The sequence below is a fragment of the Larkinella bovis genome, assembly GCF_042655385.1.
Classification (GTDB): domain Bacteria; phylum Bacteroidota; class Bacteroidia; order Cytophagales; family Spirosomataceae; genus Larkinella; species Larkinella bovis.
This window is the reverse complement of the sequence record NZ_JBHSMA010000001.1, coordinates 1,404,810-1,420,335: the sequence shown is the minus strand read 5'-3', so window position 1 is coordinate 1,420,335 and position 15,526 is coordinate 1,404,810. Positions and strand designations below refer to the sequence as shown.

Here is a 15,526-nt window from a genome sequence, read left to right as displayed (position 1 = left end):
GTGTCAGGTCCCGGCAGTGTCGGAAAAAAACGGATTTATTGAAAGGTACTTGGTTTCAGGAATACTTCGTCATTGTCGGTCACAAACATCCGGGTGCTTTCGGTATAGGTCCCGCCGTTCGGATCGGCGTATTTCAGATCCACGTAAAACGCGCGGTAGCCCGAGGCCGGATACGTTTCGGATACCTCTACTTTTGACTTGTTTTTGATGCCTAAACTCCGGCTCGTCCAGGTTTCGTTGCGGAAATCGGAATCCGGTGAATTCGCCGACCACACAATAACGTCAACCAGCGCATCGGGCGTTGTTTTGACCGAAACCGTCACGTCTTTTTTGGTGGTAGAGATGTCCCATTTGCAGATTGGGTACGGTTTTTTCGCCATTGTCATCCCGAAAAACGCACCCAGCCCTTCGAAAGCTGACTTGCCATCGCCCAGGCTATGGCCCGCGTTTGGCACGTAATGAATCAGGTTCTGGCCCGGAATATCGTCGAAATAGTTCTTGATGTTATCGACCACCCAGTATTCATCATTCGTACCCATGAAAATCATCTTCGGCATGGTCAGGTTTTTACGGTACATATACGGATCGACCATGGTACTGATCGCGTTGCCGTTCTCGGTCCGGGCGGTTTGCGGAATGCCGAGTTTGACGTAATCTTCAATCTGTACGCTATAATCTTTCCAGACTTTAACCTGATAGTCCAGACTCACGGGCATGTTCAGAATATCGATGACCATCGGCGCAATGGCGGTGACGCGTTTGTCGTTCGCGCCCGTCAGCCAGGTCGTCCAGCCGCGTTTGGATGCGCCCGAAACCACAAACCGGTTGAGGTCGTGTTGGAGCGTTTGCTTCGAAAATTCCTGCACGGCATCCATCGCCCGCACGGCACTTTTCACCATCGGAAACAGCAGTGGCCAGGAGTAATCACCGTCTTTTTTGAAGTTGTGGAGCGTAAACGAAATCAGGGCATCTTCCGTCAGGTTGTCATACAGCGGCTGATTGGGCGTTTGTCGCAACAAGGTGACGATGGCTTTGTTTTTTTGGGCAATTCCCGCCAGCCCCTGCACCACCTTGTCGTCCTTGCCTTTGGCATTCCAGTTGGGCTGTTCACTTTTGTTGGAACCGCCGGTGATGAACAACAGGGCGCCGTCGTACTGGTTTTCTTTCGGAACCAGCACCGTCAATTGATGTCGCCAGGTGTGTTCCCGCCACTTCTGCGAGGTGAGCAGCAGGTTGTACGCTTTGACATCGCCCATGTCGAACGAGTCCTTCATTTCCCACTGATACGTTTTATCCCCGTTGTTTAGGTAGCTTTGCAGGGCCGTCGCGGGGGTAATGGGGACTTTTTTTGGGGCATCAAAGGACAAAAAAAACAGGGTGAGCAGAAACAGCAGAGACGTTGACAGGGGCTTCAGCATGGCATTGGTTTTTAGGGTTGGAATCATGGTTGATCCGCTTTGGGACTTTCGGAAACAAACCGGAGCGCCTGATCGATGTAAATTTCACCGGTCATTTCGCCCAGACTCGTCCGGCTGATGTACTCATATCGTTTAAAACTGTTAAAATCCACCTTCGTCAGCATGTATCCGAAGGCGTCGTTGGTCAGCCCGAACAGAAACGGAAATTTCGTGTTCATGTGGCGTTTGACGTAATACCCGATGTTGGGCAGCGCTTCGCCGGGAATCGTCAGAATCTGGGCGGGACCGATGTTGAGCAGATTGACCTGGGCCGTTACGCTGCCGGTAGTACTGATGGAGTACCCGAGCGGTGATTTCCGGATGATGTACTTCATCAGGTCCGACTCGATCGGGAATTCGACCGACCGGGCGGCACAATACACCGACGGATTCGGCAAAACCGGGGCGGTACTGACGATTCGCAGGGCTTCCTCGCCGAGCAGTTCGCCAATCCGGATGCATTCTTCCCAGGTATTTTCTTCCTTGCCGCCCTCGCGCCGGACATCCGCCGTCACCATACCACCCTGCGCGCCGTTCATAAATATCGCCATTCCCCCGGTTTTCGACTCAAGTTTGGAATAGAGTGGCCCGCACAGATCGGGGCTCAAAATGCCGCGGTCGGACCCGATCACCTCGGGATGAATGGCGTAATTGACCAGGGTTACAATGGGTTTTCCGGTTGCGTCAAGCGCCTGAATGACCCCACAACGCGGATCGTATAGCTGGTCGGCGTAGTAATTGAAAGCAATTTTGCCTTTGGCTTCACCCACCGCTACTTTCAGCGTGGCCGGTTGCAGCTTGCGAACGGCTTCTTCCACCGTTTCGGCTAGTTGCTGGACGCATTTTTCGAGGTACGGCAGGTCGGCCAGGGCTTTGCCCGATTGGTCCGGAAAACCGTAGGCATCGGGTCCGCTGTGGGTGTGCGTCGCCCCGATCAGCACGTTTTCGGGCGGGATGCTTTTGATCAGCGCCCGGGATTTATTGCCCAGCACCGAGGGCCAGCCGAGGTTATCGACGCTCACAATGGCCACGCGGGTCGGTCCTTTTTCCAGCACAAAAGCCCGGATAAACAGGTCGCCTTTTTTCTCTGTGGCCTTTTTGGGCGTCCCGATCCCCCCCGAAACGAGCAGCAACGGCTCGGGCGTGATGACCCGAACGGCCGCGCCCGCCCGGAGTGGCTGGGCCTGAACCGAAACCGTCGCAACGAGTGAAAGGAGTGCGAAAAAAAACTTCTTCATGGGGAGAGTTCTGGATAGTCTGGATACTGGATGCTGGATAGTCTGGATGCTGGATAGTGGATGCTGGATAGTGGATGCTGGATAGTGGATGCTGGATACTCTGGATGCTGGATAATTGGATGCTGGATACTGATAGCTGTGCGGTTTCAATTAGTCCATACAAACATCAAACATCTAGTATCTAGTATTCAGCATCCAGACTATCCAGGAGATTACCACGGTTTTCCGGTTCCCTGCAACACCCACGGTTTCGACCACGGGCTGTTTTTGCCATCGGCTTCCGAATAGGTCGTCAGTTCGAGCCGGTTGAGGGCCGCGTCGGCATTGGCTTTGTTCAGGTTCCGTTCGTCGAGCATGTAGAAAAACCGCACGGGCAGCGCTTTCCGCTTGGCGTTGGGGCCCGCCTTGAGTTCCGGGAAACCGGTCCGGCGGTAATCGAACCAGGCTTCGGTGGCAGCGGTCCAACTGGCGATCCATTTCTGCTCGATAATTTGTTTCAGGGTGCCGTTGTATGCCACGTCTTTCTGGGCCAGATAAGCCGTGGCAGCACTGCTTACCCCCCAGGTTTCCAGGGAGGTTTTAATACCGGCTTCGTAACGAGCTTTGGCATCCCCGGCGGCCCAGCCTTTCTGGGCGGCTTCGGCCAGAATGAAGTTCACCTCGGAGGCCGACATCAGCCGGGCTTTCAGCAGCGGTCCTTTCGCCTGGCGGTAAATGTCATTCAGCCACGAAACGTGCGGATTTTTGGCCGCCTGCTCCCCGGTATTGCTCAGGTTATAGGTCGAGCCACCGACGATGGCCGTGGGCAAACCGACGTAATTCGGATCGGTATTGACTTCTTTACCCACCACCATATCCGGGGAGAGATAGCGTTTCCCATCGACGATTTTGTCGGTTTTGGCCGGAAGTGTCGGGTCAACCACCAGTGGAATCTGCACTTTGGCGGCCCAGATGGCTAACCGGGGATCGTTAACGGCCAGTAGGGCTTTGACGAAGGTATCGGCCATTTTTAACCGGCGGTAATTGCTTTCGCTGGCGTCGTAGGTGGCATTGGCGGGCCAGGAGTCGTCGTTGCTGTTACCCGCAAACGGCATGGCTGCGTCATCCGCCGAAGCCGTGATGATCGGATACTGCGCGGCATTGGCAACAATTTTTTCAATCCCGGCTTTGGCAACATCCGGTTTTTTCGCCGAAATCCGCATTAGATACCGCAATGCCAGCGAATTGGCCAGTTTTCGCCATTTGGCCGGGTCGCCTTTGTAATACACATCGGCGGATTCGGCGCTGCTGTTGTAAGCCGACTTGGCTTTGGAGAGCAGGGTGTTGGCTTTTTCCAGGTCGGCCAGAATGCCGGTGTAAATTGCTTCCTGGGAGTCGAAAACCGGGAAGGTGTTGGTGGCTCCGCCCAGTTCCCCTTTCAGCGCCTGGCTGTAGGGGGCATCGCCCCAGAGGTCGGTGATGAGTCCGAACATCATCGACTTCATGACCAGCGCAATGCCCTGGTGCAGTTCGAAATTGAGGGCCACCGCGCGGTCGTAGACGTACTGGTTGTTGCGCAGAATGTCGTAATAGCCGCTCCAGCTCTGGCTGCCGCCCCAATCGTAGTCGTTGTGGCCGCCACTCCAGCCGTCCTTCTGCGTGTGCTGCATCACCCCGGCAACGTCCTGATAACCCAGGTTAACGAAGGCTTTTCCGGTTTCGGTCAGGACGGTCGATAACACCAGATTTGGGTTAGCCGTGGCCGGATTAACGCCGTTGGGGTTGTCGTTTAGTTCGTTCAGATCCTTACAGGAAAAAACCGTCAGGGAGAACAGAACGACGAGCCCGGTTAATTTATGCGTGAAGATTTTCATGTTGTCTCTGATGATCGATTAAAACGTTAAACCCAGCCGGAAACCAATCGGAAGAACCCAGGGCGTGACATTGTAGCGTTCGATCCCCTGTTTGAACTGAATCCCCGAACCTTGCAGACCCGCTTCAGGCTGGAAAGCCATCTCGGGATCGATACCGATTTTGGCCGCCGTCCACAGAATGATGTTACGGCTGTAAACCGACACGTTCACGTTCTGCATGCCCACCCGCTTAACCAGATTCTGGGGCAGATCGTACCCGATCGATACCTCGCGCAACTTCAGGAAGGACGCGTCGAACAGCACGGCCCGCGAAAAGGCCCAGGAGGTGGCACCCGCAAAGGGCAGCATCAACGTGCCGGTCCCGCCCAGATTCTCTTTGTAGCCGGTGGGTTTGCCGGTTTCGTCGTAGCCGGTGGCAATGACACCGGGAATGAACACCCCGCCATGCGGCAGGGTATAGGGACCGTATTTGAACGGATACCCATTGTAGTCGGGCGTCGGGCCACCCACCAGCGGGAAGTTATTGCCGTTGATCAGAATCATTTTGTCCTGATTGGCCACCAGATAATCGCGGAGGGCATCACCGGTCAGACCGTTCGGATTGATGAGTTTGTCGAGGAACAGTTGCGACCGGCCATCTTCTTCGCCGTAGCGATAGGTCTGCGAGACAAAATCCCCGCCGTTCCGCCAGTCAAAGGTCAGGTTCAGGCTAAAGCCCCGGTACGAGAGAGACGTCTGCATCCCCAATAAAAACCGGGGGTTGAAGTTTCCGATCTTGTTCTTGGTGTTGATGGCGTCGATGGCCTGCCATTTGCCGGTCTGGTCCAGAATCGGGTACCCGTAATACGGCGAGTTTTTGTCTTCCACCGTTACTACCTTGGCGTCGTAGATATCCCCGATTTCGTCGCCCACATAGGTCCAGGCGCCCCCTTTGGCGTCGGTCCAGAGGGTAAAGTAGGGGAGGTCATCGGCCAGTTGTTTGATGGTGGTCCGGTTGCGGGTCAGGTTGGCATTGACATCCAGCCGCCAGCCGTTTTTCTCAACCGGCGTTCCGCCCAGCGTGAGTTCAATCCCTTTGCTGACCAGCAAACCAGCGTTGATGTTCTTGGAGGTGTACCCCGACGAAGGCGGCAGTTTGGTGCTCAGAATCTGGTTGCGGTTTTCCGAAACGTAGTAGGTTGCCCCGGCCCGCAGGCGGTTGCGCCATAGGTTCAGATCGACGCCAAACTCGGAGGAAGTTGCAATTTCGGGTTTCAGATCGGAGATCAACAGGGTTCCCGGAACGTTCAGCCGCGGAATGCCATCCCAGGTGCCGGCGTTGCTGAGGGTGCTTAGGAGCATGTACGGGTTCGCATCGTTCCCAACCTGGGCAATACCGCCCCGCAGTTTCAGCAGGCTGATCGTATTCGAAACCGGCAGAATCTCGTTCAGCAGGACGCTTACTGAGGCCGATGGGTAGAAATAGGAGCGGTTGTTGGCCGGTAGCGTACTCGACCAGTCGTTCCGGGCCGTCAGGTCCAGGTACACCATGTCCTTGAAACTCAGGTTGGCCAGACCGTACAGGCTGTAAATCCCGCGCTGGAATTTGGTGCTGTTATAGTCGAGGTTGGCCGGAGCGATGTTCTGGATGGTAAACACGCCCGGAACAATCAGGCCCGTGCCGTTGCGGGTGGCGTTGGTGATGTTGGAGCCTTTCTGATAGCGGTAATTCCCCCCCGCCGAAATCGACAGGCCAAAGTTGCTGATGTCCTTTTTGTAGGTCGCCAGAAAGTCGGCATTGCTCTCGAACGAGCCAATGTTGATCAAACCGTAGGCTCCGCGCGGGTCGTTGGTGTAGCTGTTAGCAATTTTGGTTTCGCGCTGTTCCTGGTAGGTGTCGAGCGAATACCGACCCATGAAACTGAAGTCTTTCGTAATCTGCCAGTCGGCGCGCAGGTTTCCGAAAACCCGGTCCCGCGTAAACCCGTTGTTGACTTCGTGGGCCAGAAAGTAGGGGTTGTTGAAAATCCCGTTGTAGGGTGACCGCTGTTGCAGACCTTCCTGCCCCGGCATCCAGTAGTTTTTCAGGTCCAGGATGTCGATGTGGGGGGAGATGTTGTAGGCCGCCTGCAACGGATTGGCGCCCCGGTTTCCGGCCGGGCGGTTGTTGGAATTGTTCCGGCTGAGGTCGATATTGGTACTCATCCGAAGTTTCTCGTTCAGTTTCAGTGAGGTACTGATGTTAAGCGTGTTTTTGAACAGGTCCGAGTTCGGCACGATGCCCCGGTTTTGCATGTTCGAGTACGAAATCCGGTACGTCACCTGCTCGTTGTTGTTGGCGATGGAAATCCCGTTGGTGGTCGTAATACCGGTTTGGACGAAATTTCTGACATTATTTTTGTGGGAAACGAGCGGCATCGGAATCGGTTTGCCGTTGGCATCCAGCGGGCTGTTCCACTGGACTTCTTCGTAGCCTTTGTCCAGCGCGGCCCCGTAGGTAGCGCCGATTTCTTCCTGTATCAGTTTGCCGAAGGGGTTGGTGAGCGGATTTTTGCTCACCGAAACCGGAATGGCCGAGTATTGGCCCGAACCAAAGCTGGTCTGCCATTTCAGGAACTTGTAAGGCTGGTCGAAAACCGTATTCGAACTGATGTTGACGGTCATTTTTTTGACTTTCGAACCGCTTTTCGTCGTGATCAGAACCACCCCGTTACCGGCCCGGGTTCCGTAGAGTGCAGCCGCGCTGGGGCCTTTCAGAATGGAAATATTTTCAATGTCATCGGGGTTCAGGCTGGAAATGGCGTTCCCGTAGTCAACCTTGTTGTCGGTCCCGACCTGGCTGACGTTGTTAAGCGTGTTGGCGATGGGAACCCCGTCGATCACAAATAACGGCTGGTTGTCGTTGCTGAGCGATTTCGCCCCCCGGATCACCATGCTGACGGAAGAACCCGTACCGCCGGTGGCGCTGATGTTGACCCCGGCTACTTTGCCGGCCATGCTGTTGAGGACGTTTTCCTGTACGACACGTGTCAGCTCCTTGCCTTCAATTTTTCCAACCGAATACCCGAGTGATCGTTCTTCCCGCTTGATGCCGAGGGCCGTCACGACGGCTTCCTGCAGGGTTTCGGCGCTTTCGGTCATCGTCACGTCGATGATGTTGCGGTTTCCGACAACCATTTCTTCGGTTTTGTAGCCGATGTAGGAATACACCAGAACCGGATTGGCTCCGCTTACCTCCATGGAATACCGGCCGTTATTGTCGGAGGTGGTACCGGTTTGGGTGCCTTTGATCAGCACGTTGACGCCCGGAACCGGGGAGTTGTCGGTACCCAGGCGGATCGTGCCCGTTACTCGCCGGGATTGCTGAGCCCACGCAGGAGCCAGGGCAATCCCCAGCAACCAGGTGGTAACAAGCAAACACCGGAGCATGGGTGAATAGATAGATGTTTTGCTCATAAAGTTTGTTCGAGAGGTTTAAGAAATACAGAAAGGATAGAAGAAAAATTGAGTATTCGGTTGGTAACTGTACGGGTTTTATTTAGGAAAATACTCTGCTGAAATATAAATAATTTACGTGAAAAAGGGTGGAAACCTGTCCACCCTTTTTCTTAACATTTTATGTGCGGTGATTACCAGGGTTTACCGGTTCCCTGAATAACCCAGGGTTTGGCCCACTGGCTGTTTTTGCCCCGGATTTTGGTGTGGGCATTTTCTTCCAGTTTGCCCAGCGCACTCACCGAGTTGGCATTGTTGAAGTTGGTTTCGTTATCACCGTAGATAAACCGTACCGGCAACACATTTTCGGGAGCAGCCGGACCTGTTTTGAACGCAGGCAGGCCGGTCCGACGGTAGTCCATCCAGGCTTCGATGGCCGAGGTCCAGCTGGCGATCCATTTCTGTTCCATGATCTGCGCCAGCGTGTTGTTGAATTTCACGCCGTTTTTCAGGATGTGCGTGGCATACGAACTACCGACGCCCCAGGTGTCAAGTGAGTTTTTGACCCCGTTATTGTAGTGCGTTTCAGCAGCACCAACCGACCAGCCTTTCAAGGCGGCTTCGGCCAGGATGAACGATACTTCAGCGGAAGAGATCAGACGGGCTTTCAACAAACCGCCTTTGCTACCCCGGTAGGTTTCCGACAATTGGGAAACGTGCTGGTTCTGTACCACCTGACCCGGCGTCGGGTTGTAGTTGAACGAGCTCGGATCAATCAGACCCGCCGGAACCCCCACATACTCGCGGTTGTCAACTGCTACCGTGAAGGTGTTCGGGTTATAGTGGCGCGTGAACTTGTTGCCCGCTTTCGTTTCCGTTAAGAACTGAGCGTCCGTTAAAGAAACCGTTCCGGTCTGGATAACACCGTTTTTGCGAATAAACTGATCAACGGGCGTTGCCAGCGCCGGATCAGCTACCCAGCGAACGTAGACGGGTTGGAACCACACTTTCAACCGGGGGTCTTCGGTGGCAATCAGTTGATCCATCAACATTTTGGCGGGCTTGCGCCGGCGGAATTCAGAAGGATCGGTATTAAACTCGGCAGCACCCGGCCAGGCGTTGCCCGCTACCCCGCCAGCATAGTCCATGGCGGCATCTTCACCCGATGTTTTGATATAAACACCGGAGGTGTAGATACTCTCGATACCGGCTTTGGCGATATCGGGCAGTTTGGCCGAAACCCGCATGTAATACCGGAGCAGGAGCGAGTTGGCAAATTTCTGCCACTTGACAGGATCCCCGGCAAAATAGACATCGTATCCCGTCCGATAACCGGTTACATCACCGGAGGCAAACAGGGCCGACGCGGCTTTCAGGTCTTCGATGATGCCTTTGTAAATCACTTCCTGGCTATCGTATTTCGGACGAATCAAATCATCCGAAACATCGCCTTTCAAGGCTTCCGTATACGGCGCGTCCCCCCAGAGGTCGGTGATGTTGCCAAACAGGAAGGCTCTCATCGTCAGGGCGACACCCTGGTGGAATTTGTAATTGAGCGCAACGGCACGTTTGTACAGGAAGTCATTGTTCCGCAGCTGGTTGTAGTAGTCACTCCAGTCGGTCGGAGACCAGTCGTAGTGGTTGTGGCCCGAGAACCAGCCGTCTTTCTGCGTATGTTGTACGATACCGGCGGCATCACCGTATCCCCAGTCGAGGTATTTTTTTGCCGCATCGGCCATGACCGTCGGCATGAGCATATTCGGGTTGGCCGAAGAAGGGTCAACCACGTTGGGATTTTCGTTCAGCTCCGTGAGCTTGTCCTCGCAGGAAGAGAACGTCAGCAGCGCCATTACGAAAAGTGCTTTGGAAAAAAGGGTAATTCGTTTCATGATCTTTCGTTTCTAGTAACTTAACGATTACAGGCTGAAACCTAGTTTAAAGCCGACCGGAACCGTCCAGGGCATTACGTTCTGCAACTCGATTCCCTGACGGAACCGTCCACCGTCGGCCTGGAAGGCGCGCTCGGGGTCGATGCCGATTTTAGCGGCTGTCCACAAGATGATGTTCCGCGTATAGAGGGAGATGTTGGCGTTGCGCAGACCAAACAGTTTGGGGACGCTGTAGCCGATAGAGAGTTCCCGCAGTTTAACAAACGACGCGTCGAAGGTAATCTGCTGGTTGTAGCTCCACGGATAGGTGTCGGTGATCGGGTAAACCATCGTGCCGGGGCCGCCCAGGTGTTCGGTGTACGAACCATCGGCGTTCTGAATTACACCCGGGATAAAACCGCCGTCGTATTCCAGCACACCATCGCCGTTGGAATCGAAGCCCATACCACCCGTTTCCTTCGTGTGGCCGCCAACGCGGGGGAAGTTTCCGTTTTCCGGAATGATGTATTTTGCCGGATCTGATTTCAGCAGGGCGGCCAGCTCCGCAGCGGAGTAATTTCCACCCGGAATCAGGTTGTCCAATTGCCGTTGTGACCGCCAGTCAGACTCGCCGTAGCGATACGTATACGACTGGAAGTTACCACCACTCCGCCAGTCGAAGCTGGCATTCAGCGTAAAGCGTTTGTAGGAAAGCGAAGCCTGCATACCCATTACAAACCGGGGGTTGAAGTTCCCCACTTTCACGCGGTCTTCGCGGTTGTTTTTGGCAATCCATTCGCCGTTCTGGCTCAGGATGGGCCAGCGGTAATAGGGAGAGTTCGGATCCTGAACGGTAGCAAAACCGCGGCTATACAGGTTGCCAAGCTCTTCGCCCACGAAGGAGAACGCTCCCCCGTTATTGTCGTCCCACAGTTGGTAGAAGTCGATACCCGGGGCCAGTTCTTTAATCGTGGTCCGGTTGCGGGTAAAGTTGGCGTTCAGGTCGAGGGTCCAGCCGTTATCGTCTTTGATCGGCGTTCCACCAATCATGACTTCCCAGCCTTTGCTCACCAGCGCCCCGGCGTTGATCAGCTTGCTGCTATAACCGGAAGAGTTCGGAGTCGTAACTGACAGAATCTGGTTGCGGTTTTCTGCGTTGTAGTAGGTTCCGTCAAACCGTACCCGGTTGTTGAACAGGTTCAGCTCAACCCCAAATTCGGTTGAGGTTTGAATTTCCGGTTTCAATTGCGGGTTCAACAGGGTTCCGGGGTAGTTGGTGGTGATCAGGCTACCCCAGGTGCCGGTTCCCAGCGCCGGCACCAGCCGGTACGGATCGGTATCGTTACCCACCTGGGCCCAGTTGGCGCGAAGTTTCAGCAGGGAGATTTCCTGCGGCAGGTTGAACGTGTAATTGGCCAGCCAGCTCAGCGATGCTGAGGGGTAGAAGTACGAACGGTTTGCGGCCGGCAGGGTACTTGACCAGTCGTTCCGGGCGGTCAGATCCAGGTAAAGCTGGTCTTTGTAACCCAGGTTGGCGGTTCCCATCAAGCTGTAAATCGCTTTTTGAGACGCGAAGTTGCTGACCGATATGGCCGTATTCGGCACGTTGGAGATCCGGTACAGGTTCGGAATCGTCAGCTGGGCTCCACCCATGTACGAATCCTGGTAGTTTTGGTTCATCACGTTACCGCCCCCGGAAATGCTCCAGTCGAAATCATTGATTTTCTTGCGGTACGTAATCATAGCGTCCACGTTGGTTTCCGTACGGGCAATGTCCTGCAGGTAGTACCCACCGTTTTTACCCCGTGAGTAGCTCCAGGGAATTTTGGTTTCGCGTTTTTCAACAAAGTTGTCGAGTGCGCCCCGGACGTAGGCCGTCAGCTCGGGCGTGATGGTCCAGTCCAGTTTGACGTTTCCGAAAATGCGGTCCCGCTTAAAACCGTTGGTGAGGGCGTAGGCCAGGAAGTACGGGTTATCACCGTTCGTCGACGGAGTCAGTTGCTGAATCCCTTCGCTTCCCGGAATCCAGTAGTTTTTCAACTCCCGAACATCCACGTGCGGATACAGGTAAACGGCCTCCAGCGGGTTCGCGCCCCGGTTGTTGGTCGACGGGCGGTTGTCGGAATTCGAGCGAACGAAATTCAGGTTGGTGCTCAACTTGAAGTTTTTGTTGATATCGAACATTACCGCCGAAGCCAGCGAGTTCCGGTTCAGATCGGAATTCGGAATGAGCCCTTTGTTGGTCATGTTGTTGAACGAGATCCGGTAGGTGGCTTTCTCTCCCGAACCCGCCAGCGCCAGGTTGTTGGTCGACGTAATCCCGGTTTCCAGGAAGTTCTTCATGTTGTCCTTGTACGACAGGAGCGGAGTGGCAATCTTTTTGCCGTCGGGTCCTACCGGGCTGTTCCACTGCACGGCGGTGTTGCCCGCGTCCAGAGCCGGACCGCCCCAGTAGGCCGAACTTTCGTCGAGCCGGTTGTTACGGTCACCGTTGGCGTATTTGTAGTGGAAATCCAGGTACTTGGTGGGCCGCTCGAACACGTTGCTGGTGGAGAAGGTAATGCCCAGGCCTTTGCCTTTTACTCCTTTTTTTGTGGTTACCAGAATAACCCCATTACCGGCCCGTGAACCGTAGAGCGCAGCTGCACTGGGGCCTTTCAGCACCGAGATGCTTTCGATATCTTCCGGGTTCAAATCGGAAATGGCGTTCCCGTAGTCAACGTTGTTCCGATCCCCCATTGACCGGAGGTTGTTCAGGCTGTTGGCAACCGGAACCCCGTCGATGACGAACAGCGGCTGGTTATCGCCGGTGAGGGATTTGGCACCCCGAATCACCACGCTGATCGACGAACCGGCTCCACTGGTCTGGTTGATGGCAACCCCCGGTACGCGGGCGGCCAGGGAGTTCATGACGTTCTCCTGGGCTACTGCCGTGATGGCATCGCCTTTGACATCAGACACGGCATAACCCAGCGAGCGTTTTTCCCGCTTGATCCCTAAGGCCGTGACCACCGCTTCCTGCAGGGTTTCGGCGCTTTCGGTCAGGGCCAGGTCGATGGTGCTGCGGCTGCCCACGGCTACTTCCTGCGTCAGAAAACCGATGTAGGAAAAAACCAGAATTGGGTTTGAGCCACTAACCTCGACGCTATACTGACCGTTCGCGTCGGTATTTGCCCCGAGCGTAGTGCCTTTCAGAACGACGTTAACGCCCGGCAGGGCGGATCCGTCGACGTTCGAGGTCACTCTTCCGCTGACCTTGCGGCCCTGCTTTACGTCGTTTGGGTCGATCGCAGCCCCACTCTTTTTCCGGATAACGATGTTTTTGTTAACGGCTTTAAATTCCAGCGTAGACTGTTGTGAAATGCTGGCCAGGATATTCTGTAAATTGGTTGCATTTTCAATGCGGACATTTTTTTCAAGATCGCTTTTCAGGTTGTCCTCATACAGGAAAACATACCCGGTTGCTTTGGTGATCTTGCTAATAATCGCACTGATTTTTCCCTCCTCGCGGGATAAGTTTACTTTGACATTTTCCAGGTCGATTTCTGGTCGGTCGGCCCAGGCTGCGGAGCCACAATACCCCGCAAGCAAAGCCATGACAAGCAGGTGCCTGAGCAGTTGGCGAAAGATAGAGTTCGAGTTCATACGTAATTTATTTAAGTAATTGTTAGGTCGGTTAAACAGTGGCGGGAAGTAGCTAAAAGACTACATTCCGATTCAACTTACGAGGTGTTGCTGATCGTTATCATCGTTTTTTTTAGATTCTGTTATTTTCTCAGAATAATTGTCCGGCCTTTGATCTCATACTGAGCATCAAGTGCATAGGTGATGGATTCCAGCATGGAATCCAGGTTTTCATTCAGGTGTTTACCGGTTAATGAGGCCTGGTATAAGGTGGGATCTTCGACGATAATGTCAACATCATACCATTTTTCCAGTGTATGTTCCACCTGATTAAGCGGTGTATTGTTGAATTGCAAAGCGCCGGTGATCCAGCTGCTTTCAGACTCGGCATTAACGCCGATAATCGTAAACGTTTCCGTGGTTTTATTGAAGATTAATTTCTGGTCTTTGGTCAGCACGACCGGCGCCGATTGCCCGGAAAGTAAACTGACACTAACCCGCCCCGATCGAACCGTTATTTCCAGTTCCTGTTCATCGTTATAATCCTTGACGTTAAATGACGTTCCCAGTACTTTTATTTTTACGCTATTTACCGAGATAACAAACGGCCGCGATTCGTCCCGCTGCACGTCAAAAAAAGCCTCGCCATTGAGCGAAACGACCCGGCCGGTTTTTCCGAAATTTTTCGGGAAACTGATTTTACTGTCCGAATTTAGCTTGACAGTACTTCCGTCGCTCAACCGGACATTTTTGCGTTTGCCCCGCGGCACCATTTCCTGGTTGGCAAAAACCGGAACGGAGCCGGAAGCCGGATGATACCCGGCAAGATCCGCAGTCGTCAGGCGGTCTGGCTGGTTCTTATTCAGAAAATAGTAAGCCGTACCGAGCCCGAACAACAACGCGAGAAAAGCCGCCAGGCCGCGATAATTGGCGTAAAAGAACTGAATCCGGCGGGTTGGGACGGCCGGGGCCATTCTGTCGCCGGAGTTAATGCGCCATTCCGGCTGCGGAGTGTCCTGATCATGCTGTTCGATCAGGGTATTAAAGTACTGTTCAAGAACTGACGAATACTGTTGCAGCATCTCATCCTTTTCCATCCCCTCCAGCAATTCCTCCAATTCTGTTTCGGATAGTGTATTGCTGATCAGCTTGTTAATTAAATATTCGGCTCGGGACCGTACCATTCCAGTGGGAGTTTGGTAAGTTGCTTATAATACTGCCCCTCGGCTGTAAAAGACTATTGGACAGCGAAATATTTTTTGAAAATAACCAGTTTTAGTAGGGATTAAACGAGAACAGGGTGAGGCTCGATTGGTCGATCGAACCTCACCCTGTTTTCACTCCCCTGACTACAATCAGGTCAAATTATAAAGTGGCCAGATCGACCTTTTCCCGCAGGAATTGTTTGGCTTTAACCAGCTGGTTTTTAACCGTATTTTTCGAAATCATCAGCATTTCGGCAATTTCCTGGTAGGACTTTCCCTGTTCAATATTCAGAAAAAGGATCTGTTTTCTTTTTTCAGATAAGAGGTTCACGGCCGAATATAAGAGCTGAAATTTCATCTCTTTATCCTCGACTTCTTCGTCACGTGCGGCCGCCATTCGTTCGACATACGCCTGCTTTAACTGGTTGTTTTTTTCCATCTTTTTCAGATGGTCGAAGGCCAGATTGCGCAGGCAGGTGAAAAGATAGGAAGTAAAGTTAAGCGACGGGTTAATCTGGGATCGACGGTCCCAGATTTTAATGAATACTTCGTGAATCATATTTTCTGCTTCTTCTTCATCTTTCAGAAGCGTTATGCAGAACTTGAGTGCCGGTGTCCGGTAGTACTTGTACAACTCCGCGAACGCAGCCTGATCACCCTCGATCACTTTGCGGAGAATACGTTCATCAAGACAATCCATTGTAGTGGGCGATTAGGAATCGTTAAAATTACGGGTAATGGGTACTGGTAATTTCTATCTTCGGTATGGACTGCGAGTTATCGGGCGGTTATAAAGCTAATATAGGTTGTTGCGGGAAATAAACATTGCGCAAAATGCGTAAATCTATCCTCACTTTGCGCAATGTG

8 protein-coding genes are annotated in these 15,526 nt (G+C 53.4%); all 8 read right to left on the bottom strand.

Going from position 1 to position 15,526, the window contains the following annotated elements:
* Positions 1 to 35: 35 nt before the first annotated feature.
* Positions 36 to 1,445, bottom strand: a complete 1,410-nt coding sequence (locus tag ACFPMF_RS05935) for a PhoPQ-activated pathogenicity-related family protein (RefSeq protein ID WP_379842104.1) — start codon at positions 1,443 to 1,445, stop codon at positions 36 to 38.
* Positions 1,442 to 2,695 (bottom strand): hypothetical protein, encoded by a 1,254-nt coding sequence (locus ACFPMF_RS05930; protein WP_379842102.1) that lies wholly within the window; start codon positions 2,693 to 2,695, stop codon positions 1,442 to 1,444. The genes ACFPMF_RS05935 and ACFPMF_RS05930 overlap by 4 nt, the downstream gene beginning before the upstream one ends.
* Positions 2,696 to 2,907: 212 nt before the next feature.
* Positions 2,908 to 4,548: a SusD/RagB family nutrient-binding outer membrane lipoprotein gene (locus tag ACFPMF_RS05925; protein ID WP_379842100.1), complete on the bottom strand. Its 1,641-nt coding sequence runs from the start codon at positions 4,546 to 4,548 to the stop codon at positions 2,908 to 2,910.
* 18 nt (positions 4,549 to 4,566) lie between these two features.
* Positions 4,567 to 7,983, bottom strand: a complete 3,417-nt coding sequence (locus tag ACFPMF_RS05920; RefSeq protein WP_379842098.1) for a SusC/RagA family TonB-linked outer membrane protein — start codon at positions 7,981 to 7,983, stop codon at positions 4,567 to 4,569.
* A 173-nt stretch (positions 7,984 to 8,156) separates the two neighbouring features.
* On the bottom strand, positions 8,157 to 9,851 hold the full coding sequence (locus ACFPMF_RS05915) for a SusD/RagB family nutrient-binding outer membrane lipoprotein (RefSeq protein WP_379842096.1): 1,695 nt from the start codon (positions 9,849 to 9,851) through the stop codon (positions 8,157 to 8,159).
* Between the two features lie 27 nt (positions 9,852 to 9,878).
* Positions 9,879 to 13,475 carry a SusC/RagA family TonB-linked outer membrane protein gene (locus tag ACFPMF_RS05910; protein ID WP_379842094.1) on the bottom strand — a complete coding sequence of 1,199 codons (3,597 nt, stop codon included), beginning with the start codon at positions 13,473 to 13,475 and terminating at the stop codon, positions 9,879 to 9,881.
* Between the two features lie 122 nt (positions 13,476 to 13,597).
* Positions 13,598 to 14,638 (bottom strand): FecR family protein, encoded by a 1,041-nt coding sequence (locus tag ACFPMF_RS05905; protein ID WP_379842092.1) that lies wholly within the window; start codon positions 14,636 to 14,638, stop codon positions 13,598 to 13,600.
* Positions 14,639 to 14,819: 181 nt separating this feature from the next.
* On the bottom strand, positions 14,820 to 15,359 hold the full coding sequence (locus tag ACFPMF_RS05900; protein ID WP_379842090.1) for an RNA polymerase sigma factor: 540 nt from the start codon (positions 15,357 to 15,359) through the stop codon (positions 14,820 to 14,822).
* Positions 15,360 to 15,526 lie beyond the last annotated feature (167 nt).

Coding starts and splice junctions, on each gene's coding strand:
- ACFPMF_RS05935 (WP_379842104.1), bottom strand. CDS start 1,445: ATGATTCCAACCCTAAAAACCAATGCCATGCTGAAGCCCCTGTCAACG.
- ACFPMF_RS05930 (WP_379842102.1), bottom strand. CDS start 2,695: ATGAAGAAGTTTTTTTTCGCACTCCTTTCACTCGTTGCGACGGTTTCG.
- ACFPMF_RS05925 (WP_379842100.1), bottom strand. CDS start 4,548: ATGAAAATCTTCACGCATAAATTAACCGGGCTCGTCGTTCTGTTCTCC.
- ACFPMF_RS05920 (WP_379842098.1), bottom strand. CDS start 7,983: ATGAGCAAAACATCTATCTATTCACCCATGCTCCGGTGTTTGCTTGTT.
- ACFPMF_RS05915 (WP_379842096.1), bottom strand. CDS start 9,851: ATGAAACGAATTACCCTTTTTTCCAAAGCACTTTTCGTAATGGCGCTG.
- ACFPMF_RS05910 (WP_379842094.1), bottom strand. CDS start 13,475: ATGAACTCGAACTCTATCTTTCGCCAACTGCTCAGGCACCTGCTTGTC.
- ACFPMF_RS05905 (WP_379842092.1), bottom strand. CDS start 14,638: ATGGTACGGTCCCGAGCCGAATATTTAATTAACAAGCTGATCAGCAAT.
- ACFPMF_RS05900 (WP_379842090.1), bottom strand. CDS start 15,359: ATGGATTGTCTTGATGAACGTATTCTCCGCAAAGTGATCGAGGGTGAT.